28 protein-coding genes are annotated in these 26,090 nt (G+C 71.5%); 23 read left to right on the forward strand and 5 right to left on the reverse strand.

All coding sequences use genetic code 11. The features are described from left to right. Positions 1-117: 117 nt before the first annotated feature. From G545_RS0109675 to cueR, 9 genes are read left to right on the forward strand one after another with little or no spacing between them, the layout of a single operon-like run. Entirely contained in the window at positions 118-1,782 is a 1,665-nt protein-coding gene (locus tag G545_RS0109675; protein ID WP_027070208.1) for a CTP synthase, read from the forward strand. Continuing rightward, positions 1,779-2,612 (forward strand): 3-deoxy-8-phosphooctulonate synthase, encoded by an 834-nt coding sequence (kdsA, locus tag G545_RS0109680; protein ID WP_027070209.1) that lies wholly within the window; start codon positions 1,779-1,781, stop codon positions 2,610-2,612. Before G545_RS0109675 ends, kdsA begins: the two co-directional genes overlap by 4 nt. A 45-nt stretch (positions 2,613-2,657) precedes the next feature. After that, complete coding sequence (gene eno, locus G545_RS0109685) at positions 2,658-3,950, forward strand: phosphopyruvate hydratase (protein ID WP_027070210.1); 1,293 nt, start codon at positions 2,658-2,660, stop codon at positions 3,948-3,950. A gap of 10 nt (positions 3,951-3,960) precedes the next feature. Beyond that, positions 3,961-4,272 carry a cell division protein FtsB gene (ftsB, locus tag G545_RS14330; RefSeq protein ID WP_036138762.1) on the forward strand — a complete coding sequence of 104 codons (312 nt, stop codon included), beginning with the start codon at positions 3,961-3,963 and terminating at the stop codon, positions 4,270-4,272. Further along, a complete protein-coding gene (ispD, locus tag G545_RS0109695) occupies positions 4,269-4,961 on the forward strand; it encodes a 2-C-methyl-D-erythritol 4-phosphate cytidylyltransferase (RefSeq protein ID WP_027070211.1) in 693 nt (230 codons plus the stop codon). The genes ftsB and ispD overlap by 4 nt, the downstream gene beginning before the upstream one ends. A gap of 5 nt (positions 4,962-4,966) precedes the next feature. Further along, on the forward strand, positions 4,967-5,440 hold the full coding sequence (gene ispF, locus G545_RS0109700; RefSeq protein ID WP_027070212.1) for a 2-C-methyl-D-erythritol 2,4-cyclodiphosphate synthase: 474 nt from the start codon (positions 4,967-4,969) through the stop codon (positions 5,438-5,440). Next, positions 5,437-6,507, forward strand: a complete 1,071-nt coding sequence (gene truD, locus G545_RS0109705; RefSeq protein ID WP_027070213.1) for a tRNA pseudouridine(13) synthase TruD — start codon at positions 5,437-5,439, stop codon at positions 6,505-6,507. The genes ispF and truD overlap by 4 nt, the downstream gene beginning before the upstream one ends. Positions 6,508-6,563: 56 nt before the next feature. Then, on the forward strand, positions 6,564-8,990 hold the full coding sequence (locus tag G545_RS14335; RefSeq protein ID WP_052106855.1) for a heavy metal translocating P-type ATPase: 2,427 nt from the start codon (positions 6,564-6,566) through the stop codon (positions 8,988-8,990). Beyond that, positions 8,980-9,438, forward strand: coding sequence for a Cu(I)-responsive transcriptional regulator (gene cueR / locus G545_RS0109715; RefSeq protein ID WP_052106856.1), 459 nt, complete (start codon positions 8,980-8,982; stop codon positions 9,436-9,438). Before G545_RS14335 ends, cueR begins: the two co-directional genes overlap by 11 nt. 3 nt (positions 9,439-9,441) lie before the next feature. Here the strand turns inward: cueR and G545_RS0109720 are convergent, their stop codons facing one another. Continuing rightward, complete coding sequence (locus G545_RS0109720; protein WP_027070215.1) at positions 9,442-9,990, reverse strand: Smr/MutS family protein; 549 nt, start codon at positions 9,988-9,990, stop codon at positions 9,442-9,444. 187 nt (positions 9,991-10,177) lie between these two features. On the opposite strand from G545_RS0109720, the gene surE reads away from it, so the two are divergent. From surE to G545_RS0109740, 4 genes are read left to right on the forward strand one after another with little or no spacing between them, the layout of a single operon-like run. After that, positions 10,178-10,963 carry a 5'/3'-nucleotidase SurE gene (surE, locus tag G545_RS0109725; protein ID WP_027070216.1) on the forward strand — a complete coding sequence of 262 codons (786 nt, stop codon included), beginning with the start codon at positions 10,178-10,180 and terminating at the stop codon, positions 10,961-10,963. Continuing rightward, entirely contained in the window at positions 10,960-11,637 is a 678-nt protein-coding gene (locus tag G545_RS0109730) for a protein-L-isoaspartate(D-aspartate) O-methyltransferase (protein ID WP_027070217.1), read from the forward strand. Before surE ends, G545_RS0109730 begins: the two co-directional genes overlap by 4 nt. Positions 11,638-11,657: 20 nt before the next feature. After that, a complete protein-coding gene (locus tag G545_RS0109735; protein ID WP_027070218.1) occupies positions 11,658-12,242 on the forward strand; it encodes a YqaA family protein in 585 nt (194 codons plus the stop codon). A gap of 37 nt (positions 12,243-12,279) precedes the next feature. After that, the gene (locus G545_RS0109740; protein ID WP_027070219.1) at positions 12,280-13,065 is read left to right on the forward strand and encodes a peptidoglycan DD-metalloendopeptidase family protein; all 786 of its coding nucleotides are present in this window, start codon (positions 12,280-12,282) and stop codon (positions 13,063-13,065) included. 31 nt (positions 13,066-13,096) lie between these two features. Here G545_RS0109740 and G545_RS0109745 read toward each other — a convergent pair whose 3' ends face one another. Both G545_RS0109745 and yhbY read right to left on the reverse strand, forming a co-directional pair. Next, entirely contained in the window at positions 13,097-13,471 is a 375-nt protein-coding gene (locus G545_RS0109745) for an Mth938-like domain-containing protein (RefSeq protein WP_027070220.1), read from the reverse strand. 9 nt (positions 13,472-13,480) lie between these two features. Beyond that, positions 13,481-13,783 carry a ribosome assembly RNA-binding protein YhbY gene (gene yhbY / locus G545_RS0109750; protein ID WP_027070221.1) on the reverse strand — a complete coding sequence of 101 codons (303 nt, stop codon included), beginning with the start codon at positions 13,781-13,783 and terminating at the stop codon, positions 13,481-13,483. A gap of 70 nt (positions 13,784-13,853) precedes the next feature. Between yhbY and rlmE the strand changes: the two genes are divergently transcribed. From rlmE to G545_RS0109800, 10 genes are all read left to right on the forward strand, one after another. Then, entirely contained in the window at positions 13,854-14,507 is a 654-nt protein-coding gene (gene rlmE, locus G545_RS0109755) for a 23S rRNA (uridine(2552)-2'-O)-methyltransferase RlmE (RefSeq protein ID WP_027070222.1), read from the forward strand. Between the two features lie 6 nt (positions 14,508-14,513). Next, positions 14,514-16,439, forward strand: coding sequence for an ATP-dependent zinc metalloprotease FtsH (gene ftsH / locus G545_RS0109760; protein WP_027070223.1), 1,926 nt, complete (start codon positions 14,514-14,516; stop codon positions 16,437-16,439). Positions 16,440-16,509: 70 nt separating this feature from the next. After that, positions 16,510-17,409, forward strand: coding sequence for a dihydropteroate synthase (gene folP / locus G545_RS0109765; RefSeq protein WP_027070224.1), 900 nt, complete (start codon positions 16,510-16,512; stop codon positions 17,407-17,409). A gap of 100 nt (positions 17,410-17,509) precedes the next feature. Further along, complete coding sequence (gene putP, locus G545_RS0109770; protein WP_231553200.1) at positions 17,510-19,045, forward strand: sodium/proline symporter PutP; 1,536 nt, start codon at positions 17,510-17,512, stop codon at positions 19,043-19,045. An 8-nt stretch (positions 19,046-19,053) separates the two neighbouring features. Then, positions 19,054-20,025: a tRNA (adenosine(37)-N6)-dimethylallyltransferase MiaA gene (miaA, locus tag G545_RS0109775; protein WP_043711632.1), complete on the forward strand. Its 972-nt coding sequence runs from the start codon at positions 19,054-19,056 to the stop codon at positions 20,023-20,025. Positions 20,026-20,176: 151 nt separating this feature from the next. Continuing rightward, positions 20,177-20,461 (forward strand): RNA chaperone Hfq, encoded by a 285-nt coding sequence (gene hfq, locus G545_RS0109780; protein ID WP_027070227.1) that lies wholly within the window; start codon positions 20,177-20,179, stop codon positions 20,459-20,461. 78 nt (positions 20,462-20,539) lie between these two features. Beyond that, the gene (gene hflX, locus G545_RS0109785; RefSeq protein WP_027070228.1) at positions 20,540-21,826 is read left to right on the forward strand and encodes a ribosome rescue GTPase HflX; all 1,287 of its coding nucleotides are present in this window, start codon (positions 20,540-20,542) and stop codon (positions 21,824-21,826) included. A 30-nt stretch (positions 21,827-21,856) separates the two neighbouring features. Further along, complete coding sequence (hflK, locus tag G545_RS0109790; protein ID WP_027070229.1) at positions 21,857-22,954, forward strand: FtsH protease activity modulator HflK; 1,098 nt, start codon at positions 21,857-21,859, stop codon at positions 22,952-22,954. Further along, positions 22,951-23,814, forward strand: a complete 864-nt coding sequence (hflC, locus tag G545_RS0109795; RefSeq protein WP_027070230.1) for a protease modulator HflC — start codon at positions 22,951-22,953, stop codon at positions 23,812-23,814. The genes hflK and hflC overlap by 4 nt, the downstream gene beginning before the upstream one ends. 7 nt (positions 23,815-23,821) lie before the next feature. Further along, positions 23,822-24,016 (forward strand): DUF2065 domain-containing protein, encoded by a 195-nt coding sequence (locus G545_RS0109800; protein WP_027070231.1) that lies wholly within the window; start codon positions 23,822-23,824, stop codon positions 24,014-24,016. Between the two features lie 22 nt (positions 24,017-24,038). Here the strand turns inward: G545_RS0109800 and G545_RS14340 are convergent, their stop codons facing one another. Both G545_RS14340 and G545_RS15035 read right to left on the reverse strand, forming a co-directional pair. Further along, positions 24,039-24,695 (reverse strand): ankyrin repeat domain-containing protein, encoded by a 657-nt coding sequence (locus G545_RS14340; RefSeq protein ID WP_161625785.1) that lies wholly within the window; start codon positions 24,693-24,695, stop codon positions 24,039-24,041. Positions 24,696-24,816: 121 nt separating this feature from the next. After that, positions 24,817-26,046: an Mbeg1-like protein gene (locus G545_RS15035; RefSeq protein WP_027070232.1), complete on the reverse strand. Its 1,230-nt coding sequence runs from the start codon at positions 26,044-26,046 to the stop codon at positions 24,817-24,819. Positions 26,047-26,090: the final 44 nt, after the last annotated feature.

Raw genomic sequence — 26,090 nt, forward strand, 5'->3', positions numbered from 1 at the left:
CCACGGGCCGGGCTGCACGCCGCCGCCCGCATGGGGCGGCGGGCGGGCGCGCCTGTCAAGCGGTCGCGGCGGCTGCGGCGACCCGGTAAACTACGGCTTTCCAGCGGCAGCTAGACCATGACTCCCCTGATCTTCGTCACCGGCGGCGTGGTGTCCTCGCTTGGCAAGGGCATTGCGGCGGCCTCGTTGGCGGCCATCCTCGAATCGCGCGGCCTGCGCGTGACGATGATGAAGCTAGACCCGTACATCAACGTCGACCCGGGCACCATGAGCCCGTTCCAGCATGGCGAGGTGTACGTCACCGACGATGGCGCGGAGACCGACCTGGACCTGGGGCACTACGAGCGCTACGTGCGCACCCGCCTGGGCCGCAAGAATTCCATCACCACCGGCCGCATCTACGAGAGCGTGATCCGGAAGGAGCGCCGGGGCGACTACCTGGGCGGCACCGTGCAGGTGATCCCGCACATCACCGACGAGATCAAGCGCGGCATCTTCGAGGCCACCGAGGGCTTCGACGTCGGGCTGGTGGAGATCGGCGGAACCGTCGGCGACATCGAGTCGCTGCCGTTCCTGGAGGCGATCCGCCAGATCCGCACCGAGCGCGGGCCGGACAAGGCGCTGTTCATGCACCTGACGCTGGTGCCGTGGATCGCCGCGGCCGGCGAGCTCAAGACCAAGCCCACCCAGCACTCGGTCAAGGAGCTGCGCTCGATCGGCATCCAGCCCGACATCCTGGTCTGCCGCTCCGAGCAGCCGCTGCCCGACAGCGAGCGGCGCAAGATCGCGCTGTTCACCAACGTCTCCGAGCGTGCGGTGGTGTCGGCGGTCGACCTGGACAACATCTACAAGATGCCCGCGCGGTTCCACGAGCAGGGCCTGGACGACCTGGTCATCGAGCGCCTGCGCCTGAATGCCGGCCCGGCCGACCTGTCGGAGTGGGACGCGGTGGTCGACGCCACCCAGAACCCGGACGACGAGGTCACCATCGCCATCGTCGGCAAGTACGTCGACCACCAGGACGCGTACAAGTCCGTGGCCGAGGCGCTCAAGCACGGCGGCCTGCGCCAGCGCACCCGGGTCCGGCTGCGCTGGCTGGAGTCCAGCGACGTCGAGAAGAACGGTGCGGAGCTGCTGGAGGGCGTGCACGGCATCCTGGTGCCCGGCGGCTTCGGCGACCGCGGCTTCGAGGGCAAGGTGCTCAGCTCCCGGCATGCGCGCGAGAACCGCATCCCGTACTTCGGCATCTGCTACGGCATGCAGGCGGCGGTGATCGACTACGCCCGCCACGTCGCCGGCCTGGAAGGCGCCAACAGCACCGAGAACGACAAGGCCACGCCGCACCCGGTGATCGGCCTGATCACGGAGTGGCGCACCGCCACCGGCGAGCTCGAGCGCCGCAGCGAGGACTCCGACCTGGGCGGGACCATGCGCCTGGGCCTGCAGGAGCAGCGCCTGCGCCCCGGCACGCTGGCCCACCGCCTGTACGGGCGCGACGTGGTCGGCGAGCGCCACCGCCACCGCTACGAGTTCAACAACCGCTACCGCGCCCAGCTCGAGGACGCCGGCCTGGTCATCAGCGCCAAGTCGATGGACGACCTGCTGGTGGAGATGGTCGAGCTGCCCACGGACCGCCACCCATGGTTCCTGGCCTGCCAGGCGCACCCGGAATTCCTGTCCACCCCGCGCGACGGGCACCCGCTGTTCGTCGGCTTCATCGAGGCGGCCCGCCGCTACAAGGCCGCCCACGCGGACGCCGTTCCCGAGGAGGTGAGTGCATGAAGCTTTGTGGATTCGAGGTTGGCCTGGACCAGCCGTTCTTCCTGATCGCCGGCCCGTGCGTGATCGAGTCGATGCAGCTGCAGCTCGACACCGCCGGCAGGCTCAAGGAGATCACCGGCGAGCTCGGCATCCCCTTCATCTTCAAGTCCAGCTTCGACAAGGCCAACCGCACCTCGGTGTCCGGCTTCCGTGGCCCGGGCATGGAGGAGGGCCTGAAGGTCCTGGACGAAGTGAAGCGCCAGCTCGGCGTGCCGGTGCTGACCGACGTGCACGAGTACACGCCGATGGACGAGGTCGCCGCCGTCGTCGACGTGCTGCAGACCCCGGCCTTCCTGTGCCGGCAGACCGACTTCATCCAGAAGGTCGCCAGCGCCGGCAAGCCGGTGAACATCAAGAAGGGCCAGTTCCTCTCCCCCTGGGAGATGAAGCACGTCGCCGAGAAGGCACTGGCCACCGGCAACCGCGACATCATGGTCTGCGAGCGCGGCGCCAGCTTCGGCTACAACAACCTGGTCAGCGACATGCGCTCGCTGGCGGTGATGCGCGACACCGGCTGCCCGGTGGTGTTCGACGCGACGCACAGCGTGCAGCTGCCCGGCGGTGCCGGCGGCAAGTCCGGCGGCCAGCGCGAGTTCGTGCCGGTGCTCTCGCGCGCGGCCATGGCCGTGGGCATCGCCGGCATCTTCATGGAAACCCATCCGGACCCCGACAAGGCGCTGTCCGACGGGCCCAATGCCTGGCCGCTGGGCAAGATGCGCGCGCTGCTCGAGACCCTCGTGGCGATCGACGCGGTCACCAAGCGCAACGGCTTCCTGGAATCCGGCGCCTGAGCGCCGCCCGACGCCTCCTGTTTATCGAATCCTCCAAGAGACGACATGACGAAGATTGCGAAAGTCCACGCCCGCGAGATCCTCGACAGCCGCGGCAATCCCACGCTCGAGGCCGAGGTCACCCTGGCCGACGGCAGCTTCGGCCGCGCGATGGTGCCCTCCGGCGCCTCGACCGGCTCGCGCGAGGCGGTGGAGCTTCGTGACGGCGACAAGACCCGGTACCTGGGCAAGGGCGTCCGCCAGGCGGTGGAGAACGTCAACACCACCATCGCCCAGGCCGTCACCGGCCTGGATGCGGACGACCAGGCCGGGCTGGACCACCGCCTGATCGACCTGGACGGCACCGAGAACAAGGGCCGGCTGGGCGCCAATGCGCTGCTGGGCGTCTCGATGGCCAACGCGCACGCCGTCGCCATGTCGAAGAAGGTGCCGCTGTGGCAGCACCTGGCCGCCTCCACGGGCGCCGAACCGGTCCTGCCGGTGCCGATGATGAACATCGTCAACGGTGGCGCGCATGCCGACAACAACGTCGACCTGCAGGAGTTCATGGTGCTGCCGGTGGGCTTCTCCAGCTTCTCCGAGAGCCTGCGCGCCGGCACCGAGATCTTCCACGCGCTCAAGTCCGTGCTGCGCGGCCGCGGCCTGTCGACGGCCGTGGGCGACGAGGGCGGCTTCGCCCCGGACCTGCGCAGCAACGAGGAAGCGCTGGAGACCATCCTGGAGGCCATCGGCAAGGCCGGGTACCACGCCGGCGAGGACGTGCTGCTGGGCCTGGACGTGGCCTCCAGCGAGTTCCATGACAACGGCAAGTACCACCTGACCGGCGAGGGCAAGCGCCTGACCGCCGAGCAGTTCACCGACTTCCTGGCCGGCTGGTGCGACCAGTACCCCATCGTCACCATCGAGGACGGCATGGACGAGGGCGACCGCGAGGGCTGGAAGCTGCTGACCGAGCGCCTTGGCGGCCGGGTCCAGCTGGTCGGCGACGACCTGTTCGTGACCAACCCGCAGATCTTCGCCGAGGGCATCGAGCAGGGCCTGGGCAACGCGATCCTGATCAAGGTCAACCAGGTCGGCACGCTGACCGAGACCCTGGAGGCGATCGCCATGGCCGGGCGGGCCGGCTACGCGGCGGTGGTCTCGCACCGTTCTGGCGAGACCGAGGACACCACCATCGCCGACATCGCCGTGGCCACCACCGCCACCCAGATCAAGACCGGCTCGCTGTGCCGCAGCGACCGCGTGGCCAAGTACAACCAGCTACTGCGCATCGAGGAGCAGCTCGGCAGCGCCGCCCGCTACGCCGGCCGCGCGGCCTTCACCTCGCTGCGCCGCTGAGGACACGCCCATGCGCTGGACCGGGGCCCTGGTGCTGCTGCTGGTCGCCATCCTGGTGATGCTGCAGCTCCGGCTCTGGTCCGGCGAGGGCGGCCGCCCGTCGGTGGAGGCCCTCGAGGACCAGGTCCGCGAGCAGCGCCGGGAGAACGAGGGCCTGCAGCAGCGCAACGACGCCCTGGCCGCAGAGGTCGAGGACCTGAAGTCCGGCGAGGCCGCCGTCGAGGAGCGCGCGCGCAGCGAGCTGGGCATGATCCGTCCCGGCGAGACCTTCTACCGGGTGATCGAGAACGCACCCCGGCCCGCCCCGGAACCCGTCGAATGAGCGGCCCGGCCTGGGCCGTGGTGCCGGCGGCGGGCAGGGGCACCCGCTTCGGCGGTCCCACGCCCAAGCAGTACTTGCCATTGGCCGGCAAGCCGGTGATCGCGCATGCGCTGGAGGCGGTGCTCGCCCATCCGCGCGTCGCCGGGGCAGTGGTGGCGCTGGCCGCGGACGACGAGCTGTGGCCGGGCTGGCGGGAGCTGGCGGGCAAGCCGGTGCTGCGGTGCGAAGGCGGGAGCGAGCGGGCGGACTCGGTGCTGGCCGCGCTGCGGGCGGTCCCCGGTGCCGGCGACGGGACGCTGGTGCTGGTCCACGACGCCGCCCGGCCCAACCTCGCCGCCGCCGACCTCGCGCGGCTGCTTGAGGCCGCGGAGGCCCACCCGGACGGCGCCATCCTGGCCGCACCGGTGCGCGACACGCTCAAGCGCGCGGGCACCGATGCGGCCATCGACGCCACCGAGCCCCGCGAGCGGCTCTGGCGTGCCCTGACGCCGCAGGCCTTCCGCCACGGACCGCTGCTGCGCGCGCTGGAGCGCGCGAAGGACATGGGCGTGCAGGTCACCGACGAGGCCATGGCGATGGAGCTCGGCGGTGCGCGGCCTCGCCTGGTGGAGGGGCGCGAGGACAACCTCAAGGTCACCACGCCGGCCGACCTGGCGCTGGCGGAATTCCTGGTTTCACGGAGCAGGTAATGGAAATGCGGATCGGGCAGGGCTACGACGTCCATGCCTTCGGGGAGGGCGACCACGTGGTCGTCGGCGGCGTGCGGGTGCCGCATGAGCGCGGGGTGCTGGCCCACTCGGACGGCGACGTGGCGATCCACGCGCTGTGCGACGCCATGCTCGGGGCGCTGGCCCTGGGCGACATCGGCCAGCACTTCCCGCCGACGGATCCGCAGTGGAAGGACGCCGACAGCCGCGCCTTCCTGCGCCACTGCCGCGAGCTGGCGGCACGCGATGGCTGGTCGCTGTCCAACGCCGACGTCACGGTCATCTGCGAGCGCCCGAAGATCGGCCCGCATGCACAGGCGATGCGGGAAACCCTGGCCGCCGACCTGCAGGTCGATGCCGGCCGGGTCAGCGTCAAGGCCACCACCAGCGAGAAGCTCGGTTTCACCGGGCGCGGCGAGGGCATCGCGGCCATGGCGGTGTGCCTGCTCACGCGGGGATGAGTACCGTTGGCGAGGGCGGCCTGCCGCGTGCGCATGGCGCACCGGTCCTGCAGGGCCGTTACCGGGTCCGGCCGGAGGATTTCCGGGTCACCGAACTGCCGTCCTTCGAGGCCGATGGCAGCGGCGAACACCTGCTGCTGACCGTCACCAAGCGCGGCATGAACACCGCGCACGCCGTGCGCCGCATCGCCGGGTGGGCCGGGGTGCAGGAGCGCGACGTGGGCCATGCGGGCCTCAAGGATCGCCACGCGGTCACCACCCAGCGTTTCAGCGTGTGGCTGCCGGGCCGTCCGGATCCCGACCCCGCGGAGCTGGAACTGGACGAAGGAGGCGAGTCGCTGCGCGTCGTGGACGCCGCGCGGCACTCGCGCAAACTGGCCCGCGGCGCGCTGTCGGGCAACCGCTTCACCCTGGTCCTGCGCGAACTGCAGGGCGGGCGCGACGGGGTCGAGGCGCGGTTGCAGGCCATCGCCGCGGCCGGGGTGCCCAACTACTTCGGTGTGCAGCGCTTCGGGCATGGCGGTGGCAACGTGGGCAAGGCCCTGGCGATGTTCGCCGGGCGCCGGGTCGGGCGCGAACAGCGCACCATGCTGCTGTCCGCCGCGCGCTCGCAGCTGTTCAACCGGGTCCTGGCCGCGCGGGTGGTGGATGGCAGCTGGGCAACCGGCCTTCCGGAGGGCGAGGTGTGGATGCTCGACGGGAGCCGGAGCGTGTTCGGGCCGCAGGTGCTGGACGCGGAGCTCGCCGCCCGGCTGCAGCGCTTCGACATCCACCCCACGGGGCCGTTGTGGGGCCGTGGCGAGCTCCGCACCTCGGGCCAGGCGCGGGCGCTGGAGCTGCAGGCCGTGGCCGACGGGCAATCGCTGCGGCTGCGTGACGGGCTGGAGCGCGCGGGGCTGGAGCAGGAGCGGCGCGCTCTGCGCCTGCGGCCGGAAGGGCTGACGTGGCACTGGCCCGCCGCCCACGTGCTGGAGTTGGAGTTCACGCTTCCCCCCGGCACCTACGCGACCTCGCTGCTCGCAGAGCTGGGCACGCTTGAGGATGCGACTGCTGTCCCGCGCACTTGACCTTGACACGATGGCAGGGTGGACACTCCCCCCGTCGACGCGATCAGGAGCCTTTGATGAAGATCCCCGTGGAGGGAATGAGCTGCGCCTCGTGCGTGGGCCGGGTCGAGCGGGCCCTGCAGGGACTGCCCGGCGTAGAGGAGGTGACGGTCAACCTCGCGAGTGAGACTGCCGAGGTCCGCGCAGGCGCATCCCTGGATTCCGCTGCGCTGGTCGCCGCGGTCGAGAAGGCGGGTTACAGGGTCCCTGCCAGCAGCCTGGAACTCGCCGTGGAGGGCATGAGCTGCGCCTCGTGCGTCGGGCGCGTCGAGCGCGCGCTCAGGGGCGTCCCGGGTGTGCTGGCTGCCAACGTGAACCTGGCCACCGAGCGTGCGTCGGTTACCACCGCCGGCGATCCCGACGAGGTGGCCCTGCTGCAGGCAGTCGCGGCCGCCGGGTACCAGGCCCGCGTCCACCGCAGCGAGGGTGCGGGCGATGCGCCGGCTGCGGCGCGACGAGCCACCCGCGAGGCCCGCCACCTGCTGGTCGCGGTGCTGCTGACCCTGCCCCTCGTGCTGCCGATGGCCGGCATGCTGTTCGGGCAGCACTGGATGTTGCCCGGCTGGGTGCAGTGGGCGCTGGCCACCCCGGTGCAGTTCTGGCTTGGCGCGCGCTTCTACCGCGCGGGCTGGCATGCGCTGAAGGCGCGCACCGGCAACATGGACCTGCTGGTCGCGCTGGGTACGTCGGCGGCCTACGGGCTCAGCCTCTACCACCTGCTGCGGCCGGTACCGGGCGGGGGCGAGCCGCCGCTGTACTTCGAGGCGTCCGCCGCGATCATCACCCTGATCCTGCTGGGCAAGTACCTGGAGTCCCGGGCCAGGCGCAGGACCACCGACGCAATCCGCGCGCTGCAGGCGCTGCGCCCGGGAACGGCGCGCCTGATGCGCGGTGGCGACGAGGTCGAGGTCCCGGTGGCCGAAGTACGCGTGGGCGACCTGGTGGTGGTCCGCCCCGGGGAACGCTTCCCGGTCGACGGGCGCATCATCGAGGGACGCACCCATGCCGACGAATCCCTGGTCACCGGCGAGTCCCTGCCGGTGCCGAAGTCCCCGGGCGATGCGGTCACCGGCGGCGCGGTGAACGGCGAGGGCCGGGTGCTGGTGGAAACCACCGCGGTGGGCGCGGAATCGGCGCTGTCGCGGATCGTCCGCCTGGTCGAGGACGCGCAGGCGAAGAAGGCGCCGATCCAGAAGGTGGTGGACCGGGTCAGCGCGGTATTCGTGCCGGTAGTCGTCGCGATCGCCCTGCTCACGATGCTGGGCTGGGGACTGGCCACCGGCGACTGGACCACCGCCATCCTCAACGCCGTGTCGGTGCTGGTGATCGCCTGCCCGTGCGCGCTGGGCCTGGCAACGCCGACCGCGATCATGGCCGGGACCGGCGTGGCCGCCCGTGCCGGCATCCTGATCAAGGATGCCGAGGCGCTGGAGGTGGCGCACCGGATCCGCCTGGTGGCCTTCGACAAGACCGGGACGCTGACCAGCGGCCGCCCGGTGCTGGTGGAGGCGGTTGCGGTCGATGGCGACCGGGACGGGCTGCTGTCCCTTGCGGCCGGCCTGCAGGCCGGCAGCGAGCATCCGCTGGCACAGGCGGTGCTGGACGCGGCCACGGGCATCCCGCGCGAGGCGGTCGCCAACGTGCGCGCGGTGGCCGGGCGTGGCGTCGAGGGCGAAGCTGGCGGCGCACGCGTGCTGCTGGGTTCCACCGCCATGATGGAAGAGGCCGGGGCGGACCGCGGACCGCTGGCGGACATCGCTGCCGCCCTCCAGGCCGATGGCCATACGGTTTCCTGGGTGGCGCGCGGGCAGGACGGGGCCGTCCGCGTGCTCGGCGTGCTGGCGTTCCGGGACGAGCCGCGCCCCGAGGCGCGCGCCGCGGTGGAGCGCCTGCACGAACTCGGCGTGCGCACGGTCATGATCTCCGGCGACAACGAGGGCGCCGCCGGCGCGGTGGCCCGTGCCATCGGGATCGACGAAGTGCGGGCCAACGTCATGCCGGCGCAGAAGGCAGAGGCGGTCGCGGCGCTGCGTTCCAGCGGCACCGTCGCCATGGTCGGCGACGGCATCAACGACGCGCCCGCGCTGGCGGCGGCCGACGTCGGCATCGCCATGGGCACCGGCACGGACGTGGCGATGCACGCCGCCGCGGTCACGCTGATGCGGCCGGACCCCTCGCTGGTGGCCGACGCGGTGGACGTATCCCGCCGCACCACCCGGAAGATCCACCAGAACCTGTTCTGGGCCTTCGGCTACAACGTGCTCGGAATCCCACTGGCGGCCGCGGGGCTGCTGGACCCGGTGATTGCAGGTGCCGCGATGGCATTCTCCTCGGTGAGCGTGGTGGCCAACACCCTGCTGCTGCAGCGCTGGCGACCGTTGTCGGCGAGGGACTTGGACCGGCCGCCCGCGGCCAAGGTGGAAGAGGCCCGCGATGTCCCATGACCGCGGAGAGGGTGCCGGCACGGACGGCATCCACAACATCGGCGAGGCAGCGGCGCTTTCCGGAGTCAGCGCCCGGATGATCCGGCACTACGAGCGCACCGGACTGATCCCGGAGGCGACGCGCACCCGCGCCGGCTACCGCCTGTACAGCAAGGCCGACATCCACCGCCTGCGGTTCGTGCGCCGGGCGCGCTCGCTGGGGTTCGAGACCGCCGACATCGCGGCGCTGCTGGACCTGTGGAACGACCGAAGCCGTGCCAGCGCGGATGTGAAGCGGCTCGCGACGGCGCACGCGCGGGAGCTCGCCGGGAAGATCAGCGAACTGCAGGCCATGCAGCGCACCCTGGAGGAGCTTGCCGCCCAGTGCCACGGGGACGGACGCCCGGACTGCCCGATCCTCGACGACCTGGCCGGCCCTGCTCCGGCCGAAGGTCGGGAGGAAGGATAGCTTTCAGCTCCTGCGGCGCGCCAGCAGCACCAGGACGGCGCCCGTCCCGCCCTGCGCCCGAGGCGCGGAGTGGAAGGCAAGCACGCCGGAGCGCTGGCGCAGCATCCGGTCCACCAGGTTCTTGAGCACCGGCGCGCCGCGGCTGCCGACATCGTCGCTGCCGCGGCCCTTGCCGTGGATCACCCGCACGCAGCCCAGGCCGTGCTCGCGCGCATCGGCCAGGAACTCGCGCAGCAGGCTCTCCGCGGTGCGTGCATCCAGGCCGTGCAGGTCCAGTTCCTCCTGGGCGGAGATCTCGCCGCGCTTCAGCCGCTGCCAGGCGCGCCCGGGCAGGGACTCCTGGCGGTAGGAGAGCACGTCGTCGGCCTCCAGCGGCAGTTCCTCCAGCGCGTGCCGGAACTCGTCCCGGGCGGCCTCCTCGTCGCGCTCGGCCATGCGGGCGCGCGGCCGCGGGCGGGGCCGCCCTGGCGGGGCGGGGCGGTCGGGCAGGGGACGCACCTCGCCGATGGCGGCGCGGAACAGCTCGCTGTCGTCGTCAGTGTCGGTGGGCATGGGCGGGGCGGGTGCGAAAGCCCCAAGCCTACCCGCTGCCGGGTCGGCCCGGGGTGGCCGGGTCGGCTATCATGGCCGCTCGCCAATCGCGGCCGCCCGGGGCGGCCCGGCACCGGCCGCGACGAGGCCGCGGGGCGTCCATTTCCACCTCCAGCCAAGCGCCCGCGGGCCGCTGCCAAGGGAGACCATGCGAGTTCTGGTCAGCAACGACGACGGTGTCGACGCGCCGGGGATCCGGCACCTCGCCGAGGGGCTGCGCGCCGCCGGCCACGATGTCCTGGTGGTGGCGCCCGACCGCGACCGTTCCGGTGCCAGCAACTCGCTGACGCTCGACATGCCGGTGCGGGTGGTCCAGCAGGACCCGACCACCTGGCGCGTGTTCGGCACGCCGACCGATGCGGTCCACGTGGCGATCACCGGCATGCTCGAGGAGGAACCGGATATCGTCGTGTCCGGCATCAACAACGTCGCCAACCTCGGCGATGACGTGATCTATTCCGGAACCGTCGCCGCCGCGATGGAGGGCCGGTTCCTGGGCCTGCCCGCGGTCGCCGTGTCGCTGGCCACCGTCGACGGGGTCGGCCGCCACTATCCGACCGCCGCCCGCGCCGCGGCCGAGATCATCGCCCGGCTCCAGGTCGACCCGTTGCCGGCGGACACCATCCTCAACGTCAACGTGCCCGACCTGCCCTGGGAGGAGATCCGCGGGTTCGAGGTCGGGCGGCTGGGCAGCCGCCACCGCGCCGAGGCGTGCATCCCCCAGACCGACCCGCGGGGCCGCCAGTGGTGGTGGATCGGGCCGGCCGGCGCCGAGGAAGACGCTGGCCCGGGTACCGATTTCCACTCGGTACGCACCGGCCACATCTCCATCACCCCGATCAAGGTCGACCTGACGCGCTACCAGGCGCTGGAGCAGGTCGCCAGCTGGGTGGCGGGCCTTGAGGCCCACCTGACCGGGACGGTCCGCGAATGACCCCGCGCATGCGGCTGCAGCCGGAGACCATGGGCAGCGGGCTGACTTCGCAGCGGGTCCGCGACCGGCTGGTGGAGCGGCTGCGCGCCAACGGCATCGCCGACGAGCGCGTGCTCGAGGCGGTCCGGCTGGTGCCACGCCACCTGTTCGTCGACGAGGCGCTGGCAACGCGCGCCTACGAGGACACCGCGCTGCCGATCGGCCACGGCCAGACCATCTCCCAACCGTGGGTGGTGGCCAAGATGACCGAGGTCCTGCTTGCCGCGGGGCCCGGAAAGGTGCTCGAAGTCGGTACGGGGTCGGGGTACCAGGCCGCGATCCTGGCCGCGCTCGGGCTGGAGGTGCACACCGTCGAACGGATCGGAGACCTGCTGCGCAGCGCCCGCAAGCGGTTCCGCCAGCTCGGACTGGAGGTGCGCAGCAAGCACGACGACGGGCGCCTGGGCTGGCCGGAGAACGGCCCATTCGATGCCATCCTGGTTACCGCCGCGGCCCCGGCGCTGGTGGAGGGACTGGCGGACCAGCTCGCGCCCGGCGGCATCATGGTGGCGCCAGTGGGGCCATCGAACGCGCAGTCGCTGGTGGTGCTCGAGCGCGAGGCAACCGGGCAGCTGAAGCGGCGCGAGCTGGGGCAGGTGGTCTTCGTGCCGCTGCTCGCCGGGCTGGTGGACTGAGTCACCACAGGACGATCCCGATGAGGCTATTCGGCCCGATCTATGACCGCTGCCGGGCGTGGGCAGGGCACCGGCTGGCGGCACGCTACCTGTTCTGGATGAGCGTCGCCGAATCGGTGTTCTTCCCCATTCCCGTGGACGTGATGCTGGCGCCGATGGCGCTCGCCACGCCGTCGCGCTGGGTGCGCCTCGGGGTGCTGTGCACGGTGGGTTCGGTGCTTGGCGGCGTCGTCGGCTACGCCCTGGGCGCACTGGCGCTGGACGCGGTCTGGCCGCTGATGCTGCGGCTCGGCTGGGACGCGACCTTCGTGGAAATCCAGGAGCTGTTCGTCCGGTACGGTTTCTGGATCGTGTTCGTCGCCGCGTTCACGCCGATCCCGTACAAGGTGTTCACCATCGCGTCGGGCGCGACCGGCATCGGCTTGCTACCTTTCCTGGTCGGCTCGCTGGTCGGACGCGGTACGAGGTTCCTGCTGGTCGCGGGTCTGGTTGCGTGGGGAGGTCCCCGCGTCGAGCCCGTCCTGCGCCGCTACATCGAGGCCCTCGGCTGGATCGTGGCCGTCCTGGTGCTGCTCGTCTTGGCCTGGATGGAGTTCCTGCGATGAGCCGCGCCGCCGTGCACCAAGGAGACTGCCTTTCCGCATGAGTAACGTACGCGCACCCGCCACTCCGTTCCCGGTCCAGGCCGCCCTCGTGGCGTTGCTGGCCCTGCTGCTGACGGCGTGTGCCAGCAGCACGGTTACCCGCACCTCCGCTGCCGGCGGTTCCACGCCGAAGTACGGGGCGACCACGGTCGTCAAGCGCGGCGACAACCTCTACCGCATCGCCACCAACAACGGCATCAGCACCCTGGACCTGGCGGCCTGGAACAACATCCCGCCGCCATACACGATCTACCCGGGCCAGCGCCTGAAGCTCTACCCCGACTCCAATGCGGGGCGGATGCCGCCGCGCAGCACCGCGGGCACCCGCCCTTCCTCCACGCCGCCGGCTGCCAGGCCGCAGCCCCCGGCGAGCAGGCCGGCGCCGACGCCGACGGGGAAGGCCGTCGCCAATTCCATCAAGTGGAGCTGGCCGGTGGACGGCAACCTGCTCAGCTCCTACCGGGACGGCGACCCGACCCGCCAGGGCATCGACATCGCCGCCACCGGCGGCGCGCCGGTGCGCGCGACCGCCGACGGCACCGTCGTGTACTCCGGTTCCGGGCTGGTGGGCTACGGCGAGCTGATCATCATCAAGCACAGCGACCAGTGGCTGTCCGCGTACGGCCACAACCGCAACCGGATGGTCAACGAGGGCGAGCTGGTCAAGGGCGGGCAGCAGATCGCCGAGGTCGGCCGCAGTGGCGCCTCGCGGGACATGCTGCACTTCGAGATCCGCTACAACGGCAAGCCGGTCGATCCGTTGCTGTACCTGCCGAAGCGGTAGTCCGTGGACGGGCGCCGCGCCGCGGGCGCGGTCAGCCCGGCAGGATGAACGCCGCCACCACCTTGCGCTCCTCGCTCGCCATTACCGTGTAGGTGCGCGCGGCGGCGGCATTGGTCATCGCCTCCAGGCCGATGCCGCGCTGCAGGCAGGCGGCCATCACCGCCGGGGGCGGGAATGCCTGGTGCCCACCGGTGCCCAGCAGCACCACCTCGGGCCCGAGTTCCAGCGCCGGCTCGAGGTCCTCGGGCCGCATCGCCAGCACGTCGCGCACCGGCCAGCCTTCCACCAGCCGGTTCGGCGAGACCAGGAAGCTGGCGTGCAGCCGCCGGTCGTTGACCAGGGCCTGCCGGGCGTCGGCGCCGCGCAGGAAGTAGTCGTAGTCGGGGTTTTCCAGGATCAGGTCCATCGCCGCATGCTAGCGCGGGAGGACGATTTCCCGGTGATCGCGGCTGGGCCGGTAGAACACCGCGGTGTGGCCGATCCGCTGCACCAGCGCCGCCCCGGTGGCGTCGGCGAGGCGGGCGATCATGGCGTCGCGTTCCTCGCGCTCGGCCGCGGCGACCTTCACCTTCACCAGCTCGTGGTGCTCCAGCGCCAGGTCCAGCTCCGCCACCAGGTTGTCGGTGACCCCCTTGCCGCCGACCTGGAGCATCGCGCGCAGGCCGTGGGCCATGCCGCGCAGGAATCGGGTCTGGGCCGGGGTGAGGACGGTCGACATGGCAGCTGGCAGCAAGGTTCGTGGAGGGCGCGCAGGGTATCATGCAGGGCCGCCCATCCCGCGCCCGCCCATGCCCGCCCGCAGCAAGAGCAGCCAGCGCTGGCTCAAGGAGCACCATTCCGACCCGTTCGTGAAGAGGGCACGCGCGGAAGGCATGCGCTCGCGCGCGGTGTACAAGCTGGAGGAGCTGGTCGCGCGCGACCGCCTGCTCCGCCCCGGCATGACCGTGGTCGACCTGGGCGCCGCCCCGGGCGGGTGGTCGCAGTGGGTCCGGCGCGAGCTCGGCGACACCGGGCGGGTGCTGGCGCTGGACATCCTGGAGATGCCGCCGCTGGCCGGGGTCGAGTTCCTTCATGGGGACTTCAGGGAGGATGGGGTCCTCTCACGGCTTGAATCCATGCTGGACGGGCAGCCGGTCGACCTTGTTCTCTCCGACATGGCCCCCAATAAGAGTGGAGTGGATGCGGTCGACATGCCGCGCGCCATGTACCTTGCCGAGCTGGCGATGGATTTTGCCGACCGGCACCTGCGCCCCGGCGGGACGTTCCTGATCAAGCTGTTCCAGGGCGTGGGTTTCGATGACTACGTGCGCGATCTTCGCCGGAGGTATGAGAAGGTGTCGATCCGCAAGCCGGAGGCCTCGCGCAAGCGGTCCCCGGAGGTGTACGCGCTGGCACGCGGCCGGCGCGCCGACGAGATGAATGCCCACGGGCGAGAGGTGTAGCGGTACATGAACGATCTGGCCAAGAACTTGCTGATGTGGGTGGTGGTCGCCGTCGTGCTGATGGTGGTGTTCCAGGCCTTCGGGCCGCGCACCGCCGGCCAGGCCGCGCCACAGGAAGTGACGTATTCCCAGTTCCTGAAGGACGTGGACGCCGGGCAGGTCAAGTCCGTGACCTACACCGAGGACAGCGGGCTGGCGGGCAACGCCCTGCGCTTCGAGCGCAAGGACGGCTCGACGGGCACCACCAATGGGCCGGCCGACGACGCGCTGGTGAACGTGCTGGTGCGCGAGAACGTCGAGATCACGCGCATCCCGCCGGACAACGGGCCGTCGATCCTCTACATCCTGATCAACATCCTGCCCTGGGTGCTGTTCATCGGCATCTGGGTGTACTTCATGCGCCAGATGCAGCAGGGCGGCAGCAAGGGGGCGATGAGCTTCGGCAAGTCCCGCGCCAAGCTGCAGGGCGAGAACGAGGTCAAGGTCACCCTGGCCGACGTCGCCGGCTGTGAGGAGGCCAAGGAGGAGGTCGGCGAGCTGGTCGAGTTCCTGCGCGACCCCACCCGCTTCCAGAAGCTGGGCGGCAAGATCCCGCGCGGCGTGCTGATGGTCGGCCCGCCGGGCACCGGCAAGACGCTGCTGGCCCGCGCCATCGCCGGCGAGGCCAAGGTGCCGTTCTTCAGCATCTCCGGTTCCGACTTCGTCGAGATGTTCGTCGGCGTGGGTGCCAGCCGCGTGCGCGACATGTTCGAGCAGGCCAAGAAGCACGCCCCGTGCATCATCTTCATCGACGAGATCGACGCCGTAGGCCGCCACCGCGGCGCCGGCCTGGGCGGCGGCCACGACGAGCGCGAGCAGACCCTCAACCAGCTGCTGGTGGAGATGGACGGCTTCGAGGGCGGGGAGGGCGTGATCGTGATCGCCGCCACCAACCGTCCGGACGTGCTGGACCCCGCGCTGCTGCGCCCGGGGCGCTTCGACCGCCAGGTGGTGGTGGGCCTGCCCGACGTGAAGGGCCGCGAGGAGATCCTGCGCGTGCACATGCGCAAGGTGCCGGTGTCCGACGACGTCGAGCCGATGATCGTGGCGCGCGGCACCCCGGGCTTCTCTGGCGCGGACCTGGCCAACCTGGTCAACGAGGCGGCGCTGTTCGCCGCGCGCGGCAAGGAGAGCGAGGTGCGCATGGAGCACTTCGACAAGGCCCGCGACAAGATCATGATGGGCGCCGAGCGCCGCTCGATGGCGATGAGCGAGGACGAGAAGAAGCTCACCGCCTACCACGAGGCCGGCCACGCCATCGTCGGCCGCCTGGTGCCCGAGCACGACCCGGTCTACAAGGTGACGATCATCCCGCGCGGCCGGGCCCTGGGCGTGACCATGTACCTGCCCGAGGGCGACAAGTACTCGATGAACAAGGTCGCGATCGAGTCGCAGCTGTGCTCGCTGTACGGCGGCCGCGTGGCCGAGGAGCTGATCTACGGCCACGACAAGGTCACCACCGGCGCGTCCAACGACATCGAGCGGGCGACCAAGATGGCCCGCAACATGGTCACCAAGTGGGGCCTGAGCGACGAGATGGGCCCGATCGCCTACTCCGACGACGAGGACGAGGTGTTCCTGGGCCGCTCGGTCACCCAGCACAAGAGCGTGTCGGACGAGACCGCGCGGAAGATCGACGAGGTGGTCCGCGGCATCCTCGACAAGGCCTACCACCGCACCACGGCGATCCTGAAGGACAACATGGACAAGCTGCATGTCATGGCCGAGGCCCTGCTGCAGTACGAGACCATCGACGCCAGCCAGATCGACGACATCATGGCCGGCCGCGAGCCCGGGCCGCCGCGTGACTGGGACCAGCGTGGCGGCACCCGCCCGCCGGCCGACGAGCCGCCGCCCCCGGGCACGGTCGTGGGCCCGGTCGCGCAGACCTGACGCGGTGCTTGCCGCGGAATGACGGGAAGGCCAGAGTTCGCTCTGGCCTTCTTCTTTTCCGGACCCCTGGATGTTCGATACCGCGCCCACCCTGGACTGCAACGGCCGCCCCCTGGTGCTCGACCGCCCGCGGGTGATGGGCATCGTCAACGTCACGCCGGATTCGTTTTCCGACGGCGGCGCCCACGACGAGGCCGACGCGGCCTTCGCCCACGCGATGACGCTGCTGGAGCAGGGTGCCGACATCCTCGACGTCGGTGGCGAGTCGACGCGGCCCGGGGCGGCGGAGGTCGACGCCGCCGAGGAACTGCGCCGGGTCCTGCCGCTGGTTGAGCGGCTCGCACGAGAGACGTCGGTGCCGATCAGCATCGACACCTCCAAGCCGGAGGTGATGCGGGCCACGGTCGACGCCGGCGCCGGGATGATCAACGACGTGTACGCGCTGCGCCGCGAAGGTGCCCTGGAGGCCGCCGCGGCGGCAGGGGTCCCGGTGGTGCTGATGCACATGCTCGGCGAACCGCGCTCGATGCAGGACGCCCCGCGCTACGACGACGTGGTGGCGGAGGTCCAGCGCTTCCTCGCCGAGCGCATCTTCGCCGCCGAGATGGCCGGCATTCCGAAGCGCAACCTCGTCGCCGACCCGGGCTTCGGCTTCGGAAAGGACACCGGGCACAACCTCGAGCTGCTGGCACGCATGGAACGGCTTGCCGAACTTGGCGTTCCGCTGCTGGCCGGGCTGTCGCGCAAGCGCAGCATCGGCGAGCTGACCGGGCGCGACGCGCCGCTGGACCGGGTCCACGGGTCGGTCGCCGCGCACCTGCTTGCGGTCCAGCGCGGCGCCCGGATCGTCCGCGTGCACGACGTCGGCGCCACCGTCGACGCCCTGAAGGTGTGGCAGGCGGTGGCCGCCGTGCCGCCGCCGCGCGCGGGCGGAAGCGCCCCGCGGATCCGCTGGCCGGACGAGGACTGAGCCCGGCCCCCGGGCTGAAAGCGGTCGCCGGTCTGCGTTAGGCTGCCCCGCTTGTGCCGTCCCGCGGGGCGGTCCACGCAAAGCAAAGATGGGGGACCGCATGAATGAAGGCTCTTCGATGATCGCCGCCAATATGCCGCTGATCGTCATGTTCCTGGTGTACCTGGCCGGCATGGTCCTGATCGGCTTCGTCGCCTGGCGCCGGACCACCAACTTCGACGACTACATCCTGGGTGGCCGCAAACTCGGGCCGACCGTGACCGCGCTGTCCGCCGGCGCCTCCGACATGAGCGGCTGGCTGCTGATGGGCCTGCCCGGGGCGATGTACCTGGGCGGCGTGTCCGAAGCCTGGATCGGCATCGGCCTGATCATCGGCGCCTGGGTGAACTGGCGCGTGGTCGCCGGCCCGCTGCGGGTTTACACCGAGCACACCGGCAATGCGCTGACGCTGCCGGATTACTTCACCAACCGCTTCGAGGACGGCTCGCGGGTGCTGCGGATCTTCTCGGCGCTGGTGATCCTGGTGTTCTTCGCCGTGTACTGCGCCTCGGGCATGGTGGCCGGCGCCCGGCTGTTCGAGAGCGTGTTCGGGATGACCTACGGCAGCGCGCTGTTCTGGGGTGCCTCGGTGACGGTGCTGTACACCTTCGTCGGCGGCTTCCTGGCGGTCAGCTGGACCGACGTGGCCCAGGGCAGCCTGATGCTGTTCGCGCTGCTGCTGGCCCCGGTGCTGACGATCATGCACACCGGCGGCTGGGAGCTGACGGTGGAGACGATCCGCTCCGTCGATCCGTCGCTGCTGGAGTGGACCCGCACGGCCGCGGGGCCGATGAGCGGGATCGCCATGGCCTCGCTGATCGCCTGGGGCCTGGGCTACTTCGGCCAGCCGCACATCCTGGCCCGGTTCATGGCCGCCGACTCGGTGCGCACCATCCCGGCCGCACGCCGCATCGGCATGGGCTGGATGATCCTGTGCCTGGTCGGCTCGCTGTCGATCGGTCTCTTCGGCATCGCCTACTTCGCCGCCCACCCGGAGGTGGCGGGACCGGTGGAGGCCAACTCCGAGCGGGTGTTCATCACCCTGGTGGAGGTGCTGTTCAACCCATGGGTGGCCGGCATCCTCCTGTCGGCGATCCTGGCGGCGGTGATGAGTACCCTGTCCAGCCAGCTGCTGGTGTGCTCCAGCGTGCTGTCGGAGGACTTCTACCGCGGCTTCATCCGCAAACAGGCGGGCCAGCGCGAGCTGGTCTGGGTCGGGCGGCTGGCGGTGCTGCTGGTCGCGCTGGTCGCCATCGGCATCGGCTGGGACCCGGACAGCAAGGTGCTGGGCCTGGTGGCCTACGCCTGGGCCGGCTTTGGCGCCGCCTTCGGCCCGGTCGTGCTGCTGTCGCTGTTCTGGAAGCGGATGACCCGCAACGGTGCGCTGGCGGGCATGCTGCTGGGTGCCGGCACGGTGCTGCTGTGGAAGGAGGTGGTGGTCAACCGGATGGGCTCGGAGGTCTACGAGATCATCCCGGGCTTCATCGTCGCCACCGTCGCCATCGTCGTGGTGAGCCTGCTGGGCCGCGGGCCGTCGCGCGAGATGCAGGCCCGGCACGAGCAGGTGCACGCCGCCCTGGGCGAGCACGGCTACTGACCGGGGCAATGGGCGACCGGCGTCCATCGGCAGCGCGGCCGCCGGCCATCGCCCTGATGGGCCCGACGGCCTCGGGCAAGACCGCGCTCGCCCTGGAATGGGGCGAGCGCCTGGGCGGGGAGATCATCAGCGTCGACTCGGCGCTGGTGTACCGCGGACTCGACATCGGCTCGGCGAAGCCGGACGCCGCCGAGCGGGCGCGGGTCCCGCATCACCTGGTCGACATCCGCGACCCGTGGGAGACGTACTCCGCGGCCGAGTTCGCCGCCGACGCCCGATCGGCGATGGAACAGGCCGCCGCCCGGGGCCGCGTGCCGATCCTCGCCGGCGGCACCGGGCTGTACTTCCAGGCCCTGCTGCACGGCCTGTCGGAGATGCCCGCGGCCGACCCCGGCGTACGGGCCGAAATCGCCGACGAGGCCGAACGGCGCGGCGGGTGGGCGGCCATGCACGCCGAGCTGGGCCGCATCGACCCCGCCTCGGCCGCGCGCATCCAGCCGGGTGATCCGCAGCGGATCCAGCGGGCGCTGGAGGTCTGGCGCCTGTCGGGCCGGACCATGAGCGAGTGGCGGAGCGGGCCCGCTCCGGCGCGGCTGCCGTTCCGCGTGCTCCTGCTGGTGCTCGCGCCGCAGGACCGGACCGTGCTGCACGACCGCATCGCCCGCCGGTTCGACCAGATGCTCGAGGCCGGCTTCCTCGACGAGGTCCGCCGCCTCCGGTCCTTGCCGCAGCTGTCCGGGCACCCGGCCCCGCTGGACCTGCCGGCCCTGCGGGCGGTCGGCTACCGGCAGGCCTGGGAGCACCTGGACGGCCGCTACGACGCCGCCGGCTTCCGCGACCGGGCGATCGCGGCGACCCGGCAGCTGGCCAAGCGGCAGCTGACCTGGCTGCGTTCGCGGCTGGACGCCCGCTGGTTCGACCCGGAAAGCGACCGCACCGGGCTGGAGGAGGCGCTCGCGCTGTTCCTTCCGGCCCGGTAGGTGCCCGGGCGCGGCCCCGCGCACGGTCGCGGGTGGTGCGCTTGCGCTACCATCCCACGCGGCCCGGCCACGGGGTGGTGGCCCGGGCCGCCGCCCACGCGCGGCCCACAACAACTACAAACCAGCTGTCCTACTTTCTCGGGGAAATTCGATGTCCAAGGGGCAATCCTTGCAGGACCCGTTCCTGAACGCACTGCGCCGCGAGCGCGTGCCGGTCTCCGTGTACCTGGTCAACGGCATCAAGCTGCAGGGCACGATCGAGTCCTTCGACCAGTTCGTCATCCTGCTGCGCAACACCGTGAGCCAGATGGTCTACAAGCACGCCATCTCCACCGTGGTCCCGGCGCGCAACGTGCGCGTGGGCCCCGGCGGCGGCTACGTCCAGTCGGGCGAGAACGGCAACGGCAACGGAGCCCCCCGCGACGACGAGGAATGAGCGGAGGCGGGCTTGCGTTCCGGCCCCCGTACACCCATGTGGGGGGAATGAGCCAACGATGCCCGGAGACGACCCCGCTTGTTTGAGCGTTCCCGCAAGGGCGAGCACGCCCTGCTGATCCAGCCCCACGCCGGCGGTCCGCCGGACCCGGACGTGCTGGAGGAGTTCACCGAGCTCGCGCGCTCGGCGGGCGCCAGCATCGCGGCCGTCGTGCCCGCGCGCATCGACCGGCCCACCGCCGCGACCCTGATCGGGAGCGGCAAGCTGGAAGAGGTGATCGCCGCGGCCGATGCCTCCGGCGCCGACCTGGTGCTGGTCAACCACCCGCTCAGCCCGGTGCAGGAGCGCAACCTGGAGAAGCTGCTCCAGCGCCGCGTGGTCGACCGCACCGGCCTGATCCTGGACATCTTCGCCCAGCGCGCGCACAGCCACGAAGGCAAGCTGCAGGTCGAACTGGCCCAGCTGCGGCACCTGGCGACCCGCCTGGTGCGGGGCTGGACCCACCTGGAGCGCCAGCGCGGCGGTTCGATCGGGCTGCGCGGCCCGGGCGAGACCCAGCTGGAAACCGACCGCCGGCTGCTGCAGAAGCGCCTGGAACAGCTGCAGAAGCGCCTGGACAAGGTCGAGGTGCAACGGGCGCAGATGCGCCGCGCGCGGGTACGCAGCGAGCTGCCCCGGGTGGCGCTGGTCGGCTACACCAACGCCGGCAAGTCGACACTGTTCAATACCCTGACCGGCGCCGGCGCCTACGCCGCGGACCAGCTGTTCGCCACCCTGGACCCGACGGTCCGGCGCGTCGACCTGGCGGCGGGGGCGGTGGTGCTGGCGGACACCGTCGGCTTCGTGCGCGACCTGCCGCACGAGCTGGTCGCGGCCTTCCGCTCCACGCTCAGCGAGGCGCGCGAGGCCGACCTGCTGCTGCACGTGGTCGATGCGTCCGATCCGCACCGCGACGAGCGCATCGCGCAGGTCGACCAGGTGCTGGCGGACATCGGTGCCGGCGAGCTCCCGCAGCTGCTGGTGTTCAACAAGATCGACCGGCTCGAGGATGCCCGGCCCCGGATCGACCGCCCGGCCGAAGGCCACCCCCGGGCCTGGATCTCGGCCCGCGACGGCGAAGGCATGGAGCTGCTCGCCACTGCGATCGGCGAGGTGCTCGAGCTGCGCAACGTGAGCGGGACCATCGCCCTGCCTTCGCGGGCCGGCCGGCTGCGTGCCCGGCTGCATGAACTAGGCGCCGTGCGCGGCGAGCAGGCGTGCGAGGACGGCTGGCGGATCCAGGTCGAGCTCGCCGAGGCCGAGGCACGGCGGCTGGCGGCGGGCCCGGAAGGGCACGCGCTGGCGCCATTGCTGCCCACCCCATAGAATCAGCGGTCGCATTTTTTCGGAGCAGGCATGGCCTGGAACTCTCCCGGCAACAATTCCAGCGGCAAGGGACCGCGCCAGCGCGGTTCGGGCGGGCTGGACCAGCTCCTGGATCCGCTCCGCAACCTGTTCGGCGGTGGAGGCACGGGCGGGATCGGCCGCTGGGTGTTGCTGGTGCTGGCGCTGTGGCTGGCCGCCAACAGCTTCGTCCTGGTCGCCGAGCAGCAGCGGGGCGTGGTCCTGCGCTTCGGCGAGTACGCCCGCCTGCTGCAGCCCGGCCCCCACTTCAAGCTGCCGTGGCCGTTCGAGCGGGTCATCAAGGTCAATGCCACCTCCATCAAGACCTTCGGCACCACCGTCCCGGTGCTGACCTCCGACGAGAACATCGTCCAGGTCGAGATCAACGTGCAGTACCGCGTCAGCGACCCGCACATGTACCTGTTCGGCACCCGTGACGCCGACGCGATGCTGGCCCAGGCCGCGCTGAGCACCGTGCGCGAGCAGGTCGGCCGGTCCCCGCTGGACACCGTGCTGGGTGCCCGCAATGCGCTGGCGGTGTCCGCCCGCGACCAGCTGCAGGCCTCGCTGGACGCCTACCGCACCGGCCTGGTCGTGACCGAGCTGAACCTGCCCAACGCGCGCCCGCCGGAGGAGGTCAAGCCGGCCTTCGACGACGTCAACAGCGCCCAGCAGGACCAGGACCGCCTGATCAGCGAGGCGGAGGCCTACGCCGCGCAGGTGGTGCCCGAGGCCCGCGGCCAGGCCGCCCGGGTGCGTGCGACGGCGCAGGGCTACCGCGAGTCGATCATCGCCCGCGCCCAGGGTGACGCCGACCGCTTCTCGATGCTCGTCACCGAGTACCAGAACGCGCCGGAGGTCACCCGCAAGCGCCTGTGGCTGGAGACCGTGCAGGAAGTGCTGGCCGACAACCGCAAGGTGGTGGGCGGCGATTCCAGGCAGTTGATCTACGTTCCGATGGACTCGGCCGGCAACGGCGGCGGTGGATCCGCCAGCCAGTCGCCGCCGCTGCTCACCCCCGAGCTAGTGGTCCCGGACCAGGCGCAGGACGCCGGCGCGCGGGAGGCCCGCGGCCCCCGCCCGACCGGTCGTGAGGAGGTGGGCCGATGAGGTACCCGATTATCGTCGCGCTCGTCGTCGCGCTCCTGCTGGGCCTGATGGGCGGCACCTACGTGGTGCGCGAGGGCCAGGTCGCGATGGTGCTGAACCTGGGCCGCGTGGACCGGACCGACATCGGCCCCGGGCTGCACTTCAAGTGGCCGCTGATCGAGCGCGCGCTGGTCTTCGACCGCCGCCTGCAGGTGCTCGACGCCGAGCCGGAGCGCTACCTGACCTCCGAGCGCAAGGACGTGGCGGTGGACTTCTTCACCGTCGGCATGATCTACGACGTCGGCGCGTTCTACCGCGCCACCGGCGGCGACGAGTCGATCGCAGTGGACCGCCTGGCGCCGATCATCAAGGACTCGCTGCGCAACGAGATCAACTCCCGCACGCTCACCGAGATCGTCTCCGGCAACCGCTCGGAAATCATCGAGCAGCAGCTGGAGGGCATCAACCGCGGCGCCAGCACCATCGGCATCCGGATCATCGACCTGCGCCTGAAGCGGATCGACCTGCCGACCGACAGCCAGGTGATCCAGGACGTGTACCGCCGCATGCGCGCCCAGCGCCACCAGGTGGCCAGCCGCCTTCGCGCCGAAGGCGCCGAGCAGGCGCAGACGGTGCGCGCCGAGGCCGACCGCCAGCGCCAGGTGATCATCGCCGAGGCCGAGCGCGACGCGCAGCGACTGCGAGGCGAGGGTGATGCGGTCGCCGCCGCGACCTATGCCGAGGCCGCCAACCGCGACCCGGCGTTCTATGCCTTCCAGCGCAGCCTGGAGGCCTACCGCGCGGCCTTCGCGGACGGGCAGGGCGTGATCGTGCTTGACCGCGACGACGAGTTCCTGCGCTTCCTCGACAGCGACCGCTGACCGGCCGATGGCAGGGGAACTGTTGGCGGCCGCGTGCCTTGCACTGGTGCTGGAGGGGCTGTTCCTGTTCGCAGCCCCCCGCGCCTGGCGCGAGGCCATGGTGCACCTGGTCCGGCTCGACGACCGGCGCCTACGCAACGTCGGCGGGCTGGTGCTGGTCGTGGCCCTGGTGGGCCTGTGGGTGGTCCGCGGCGCGGGCTGACCGGCCGCTGGCCTTTCGCCTTTCAGCCGGCGACGCCGGTTTCCAGCGGCACGTCGTGTTCGCGCAGCCAGGCCACCACGGCCTTGCGCTCTTCCCGGGCTTCGGGCGTCAGCGCATCCTCCGGCGTGCGGAAGAAGTACGCCTGGAACGTCGCGTCCTGGCCGCCCTGCGCGTGCGGGGCGGCGCCGGCCTGGAGCAGCGCCAGCACGTGGGCGCCGGCATTGACCATCGCGGCGCGGTGCAGCGGGGTGTAGCCCTGGGAGTCGGCGGCGTTCGGATCGGCGCCGGCGTCCAGCAGCAGGCTGAACTGGGCGCTGGTGCGCGGTGACACCGCCACCGCCAGCGGGGTCTCGCCGTTGCGGCGGTTGCGGGCATTCGGGTCCGCGCCCTGGCCCAGCATGAGTTCGAGGTAGGACGGGTCGTCGGCCAGGGCAGCGGTGTGCAGCGCCGTCGTGCCGTTGAACCCCTCGGCCTCCGGATCGGCCCCGCTGTCGAGCAGGGCCTCGAACCCTGCGCGGCTGCCGGACAGGATCGCGAACTGGAGCAGGTTCACTCCGTCCCTGCCACGCGCATCGGGGTCGGCCCCCTCCTGTACCTGGGTGCGCACGGCGTACGCGTTGCCATGCCGGGCCGCGCTGGCCAGGGCCGCGGCTTCGGCGTCGTCAAACGGAAGGTCCATGGGTTCTCCGCTGCAGGCACTGGTGGACAGTAGTGCCGCCAGCAGCAGGATCCGCATCATCGGCTGGCGGCTTGGCATGCGCGAATACTAGCCCCAGCCGGCGGCAGTCCAGAAGCACCCCTCAGAAGCGGTCACGCAGCCAATTCCAGCCGTCGGACACCACGTCCACGCCCTGCGCCACCACTTCGGTCACGAGGCGCTCAACCGGGCGGCTGTTGAACGGCGACATCAGGATGCGCTCGAGGCTGGCCGGGTTTTCGTAGCCCTCCTGCCAGGGCTGCTGCTGCAGCATGGTGTCGATCAGGACCTGCTGCTCGTGGCTGCTGGCCGCGCGGCCCAGGTACTGGATGCCGCTGGCCAGGCCACCGAGTGGCCCCGGGATGCGCGTGAGGCCGTCGAGCACCTCGTTGACCCTCCCGGCGGTGGCCTCGTCCACGCCCGCGTGCTGCAGTCCGTACTCGATCACGCGATCGGACAGCTCGCCCTCGGGCTTGACGACGATCTGGTGGCCGATCGCATCGGGGGCGAGCGGGGCCGTGAGCCAGCCTTCCTGCACCTGGGTCAGCGCATCCTCGTGCATGGAATAGCGCCGCACCTGGCCGGCCTCGGCCTGGCTGCGGAACTGCCCGGCGTCGAGCCCCAGCCGTGCCAGGGTGCGGTCGTGCACGCCGGACGGGTCGAAGGTGACCGCGGGGATGCCGGTGACTGCCGAGGCGACCGTGGCCAGCCCGCCGCCCTGGGAGTGGCCGGTCAGCGCGAGGTTGGTGTAGGCGGGGTTGCCCGCGGCGTCGACGCCCATCTCGCCGAAGGCCTGGGCGAACTCCTGCGCCGCCTGCGGGGCCAAGCGGTCGAACTCGTCCGTGACCTGGCCGGTGCCCTGGGCGAAGTTGGTCATCCAGTCCGCGGCGCCATCGGCGGTGCCCCGGAAAGCGAGGACGTAGTTGCCCTGGCCATCGGTGAACACTTCGGCCTTGAACTGGCTGCCCGGTATGTCGAGCCGTCCCGGGTCCATGCCGGCGGCTTCGAGCTGTCCCTCGTCCAGCGCCGACCAGCCGCACAGGTCGACGTCCTTGTCGCCGTACACGGCCGTGGACATGCGCATCAGGTCGACGTCGACCTCGCGGCCACGCGTCCCGGCGACATGGGCGGAGAAATCCGCCGCGTCGTACGGCATCGCCGCGGCCGGGCCGCAGGCCGGCGGCGCCACCTGCGGATGCCAGGACGGCTCCGGGCGCCAGGCGCCGGTGTTCCCGGACAGCGGGCGCGCCTGGTCCGGCACCGGCGCGGCGGGCCCGGGAACGGTGCGCGCCAGGGTGGCCTGCAGGGCGGACGGGGCGAGGATGGGGTTCATGGCGCCAGACCCTTTATCACGCGGACGTGCCCGAGCTTTGCACC

This window comes from Lysobacter defluvii IMMIB APB-9 = DSM 18482 (genome assembly GCF_000423325.1).
GTDB classification, from domain to species: domain Bacteria; phylum Pseudomonadota; class Gammaproteobacteria; order Xanthomonadales; family Xanthomonadaceae; genus Novilysobacter; species Novilysobacter defluvii.

Bases quoted from the DNA above. Each gene is read 5' to 3' on its own strand.
- G545_RS0109675 (WP_027070208.1), top strand. From the start codon at position 118: ATGACTCCCCTGATCTTCGTCACCGGCGGCGTGGTGTCCTCGCTTGGC.
- kdsA (WP_027070209.1), top strand. From the start codon at position 1,779: ATGAAGCTTTGTGGATTCGAGGTTGGCCTGGACCAGCCGTTCTTCCTG.
- eno (WP_027070210.1), top strand. From the start codon at position 2,658: ATGACGAAGATTGCGAAAGTCCACGCCCGCGAGATCCTCGACAGCCGC.
- ftsB (WP_036138762.1), top strand. From the start codon at position 3,961: ATGCGCTGGACCGGGGCCCTGGTGCTGCTGCTGGTCGCCATCCTGGTG.
- ispD (WP_027070211.1), top strand. From the start codon at position 4,269: ATGAGCGGCCCGGCCTGGGCCGTGGTGCCGGCGGCGGGCAGGGGCACC.
- ispF (WP_027070212.1), top strand. From the start codon at position 4,967: ATGCGGATCGGGCAGGGCTACGACGTCCATGCCTTCGGGGAGGGCGAC.
- truD (WP_027070213.1), top strand. From the start codon at position 5,437: ATGAGTACCGTTGGCGAGGGCGGCCTGCCGCGTGCGCATGGCGCACCG.
- G545_RS14335 (WP_052106855.1), top strand. From the start codon at position 6,564: ATGAAGATCCCCGTGGAGGGAATGAGCTGCGCCTCGTGCGTGGGCCGG.
- cueR (WP_052106856.1), top strand. From the start codon at position 8,980: ATGTCCCATGACCGCGGAGAGGGTGCCGGCACGGACGGCATCCACAAC.
- G545_RS0109720 (WP_027070215.1), bottom strand. From the start codon at position 9,990: ATGCCCACCGACACTGACGACGACAGCGAGCTGTTCCGCGCCGCCATC.
- surE (WP_027070216.1), top strand. From the start codon at position 10,178: ATGCGAGTTCTGGTCAGCAACGACGACGGTGTCGACGCGCCGGGGATC.
- G545_RS0109730 (WP_027070217.1), top strand. From the start codon at position 10,960: ATGACCCCGCGCATGCGGCTGCAGCCGGAGACCATGGGCAGCGGGCTG.
- G545_RS0109735 (WP_027070218.1), top strand. From the start codon at position 11,658: ATGAGGCTATTCGGCCCGATCTATGACCGCTGCCGGGCGTGGGCAGGG.
- G545_RS0109740 (WP_027070219.1), top strand. From the start codon at position 12,280: ATGAGTAACGTACGCGCACCCGCCACTCCGTTCCCGGTCCAGGCCGCC.
- G545_RS0109745 (WP_027070220.1), bottom strand. From the start codon at position 13,471: ATGGACCTGATCCTGGAAAACCCCGACTACGACTACTTCCTGCGCGGC.
- yhbY (WP_027070221.1), bottom strand. From the start codon at position 13,783: ATGTCGACCGTCCTCACCCCGGCCCAGACCCGATTCCTGCGCGGCATG.
- rlmE (WP_027070222.1), top strand. From the start codon at position 13,854: ATGCCCGCCCGCAGCAAGAGCAGCCAGCGCTGGCTCAAGGAGCACCAT.
- ftsH (WP_027070223.1), top strand. From the start codon at position 14,514: ATGAACGATCTGGCCAAGAACTTGCTGATGTGGGTGGTGGTCGCCGTC.
- folP (WP_027070224.1), top strand. From the start codon at position 16,510: ATGTTCGATACCGCGCCCACCCTGGACTGCAACGGCCGCCCCCTGGTG.
- putP (WP_231553200.1), top strand. From the start codon at position 17,510: ATGAATGAAGGCTCTTCGATGATCGCCGCCAATATGCCGCTGATCGTC.
- miaA (WP_043711632.1), top strand. From the start codon at position 19,054: ATGGGCGACCGGCGTCCATCGGCAGCGCGGCCGCCGGCCATCGCCCTG.
- hfq (WP_027070227.1), top strand. From the start codon at position 20,177: ATGTCCAAGGGGCAATCCTTGCAGGACCCGTTCCTGAACGCACTGCGC.
- hflK (WP_027070229.1), top strand. From the start codon at position 21,857: ATGGCCTGGAACTCTCCCGGCAACAATTCCAGCGGCAAGGGACCGCGC.
- hflC (WP_027070230.1), top strand. From the start codon at position 22,951: ATGAGGTACCCGATTATCGTCGCGCTCGTCGTCGCGCTCCTGCTGGGC.
- G545_RS0109800 (WP_027070231.1), top strand. From the start codon at position 23,822: ATGGCAGGGGAACTGTTGGCGGCCGCGTGCCTTGCACTGGTGCTGGAG.
- G545_RS14340 (WP_161625785.1), bottom strand. From the start codon at position 24,695: ATGGACCTTCCGTTTGACGACGCCGAAGCCGCGGCCCTGGCCAGCGCG.
- G545_RS15035 (WP_027070232.1), bottom strand. From the start codon at position 26,046: ATGAACCCCATCCTCGCCCCGTCCGCCCTGCAGGCCACCCTGGCGCGC.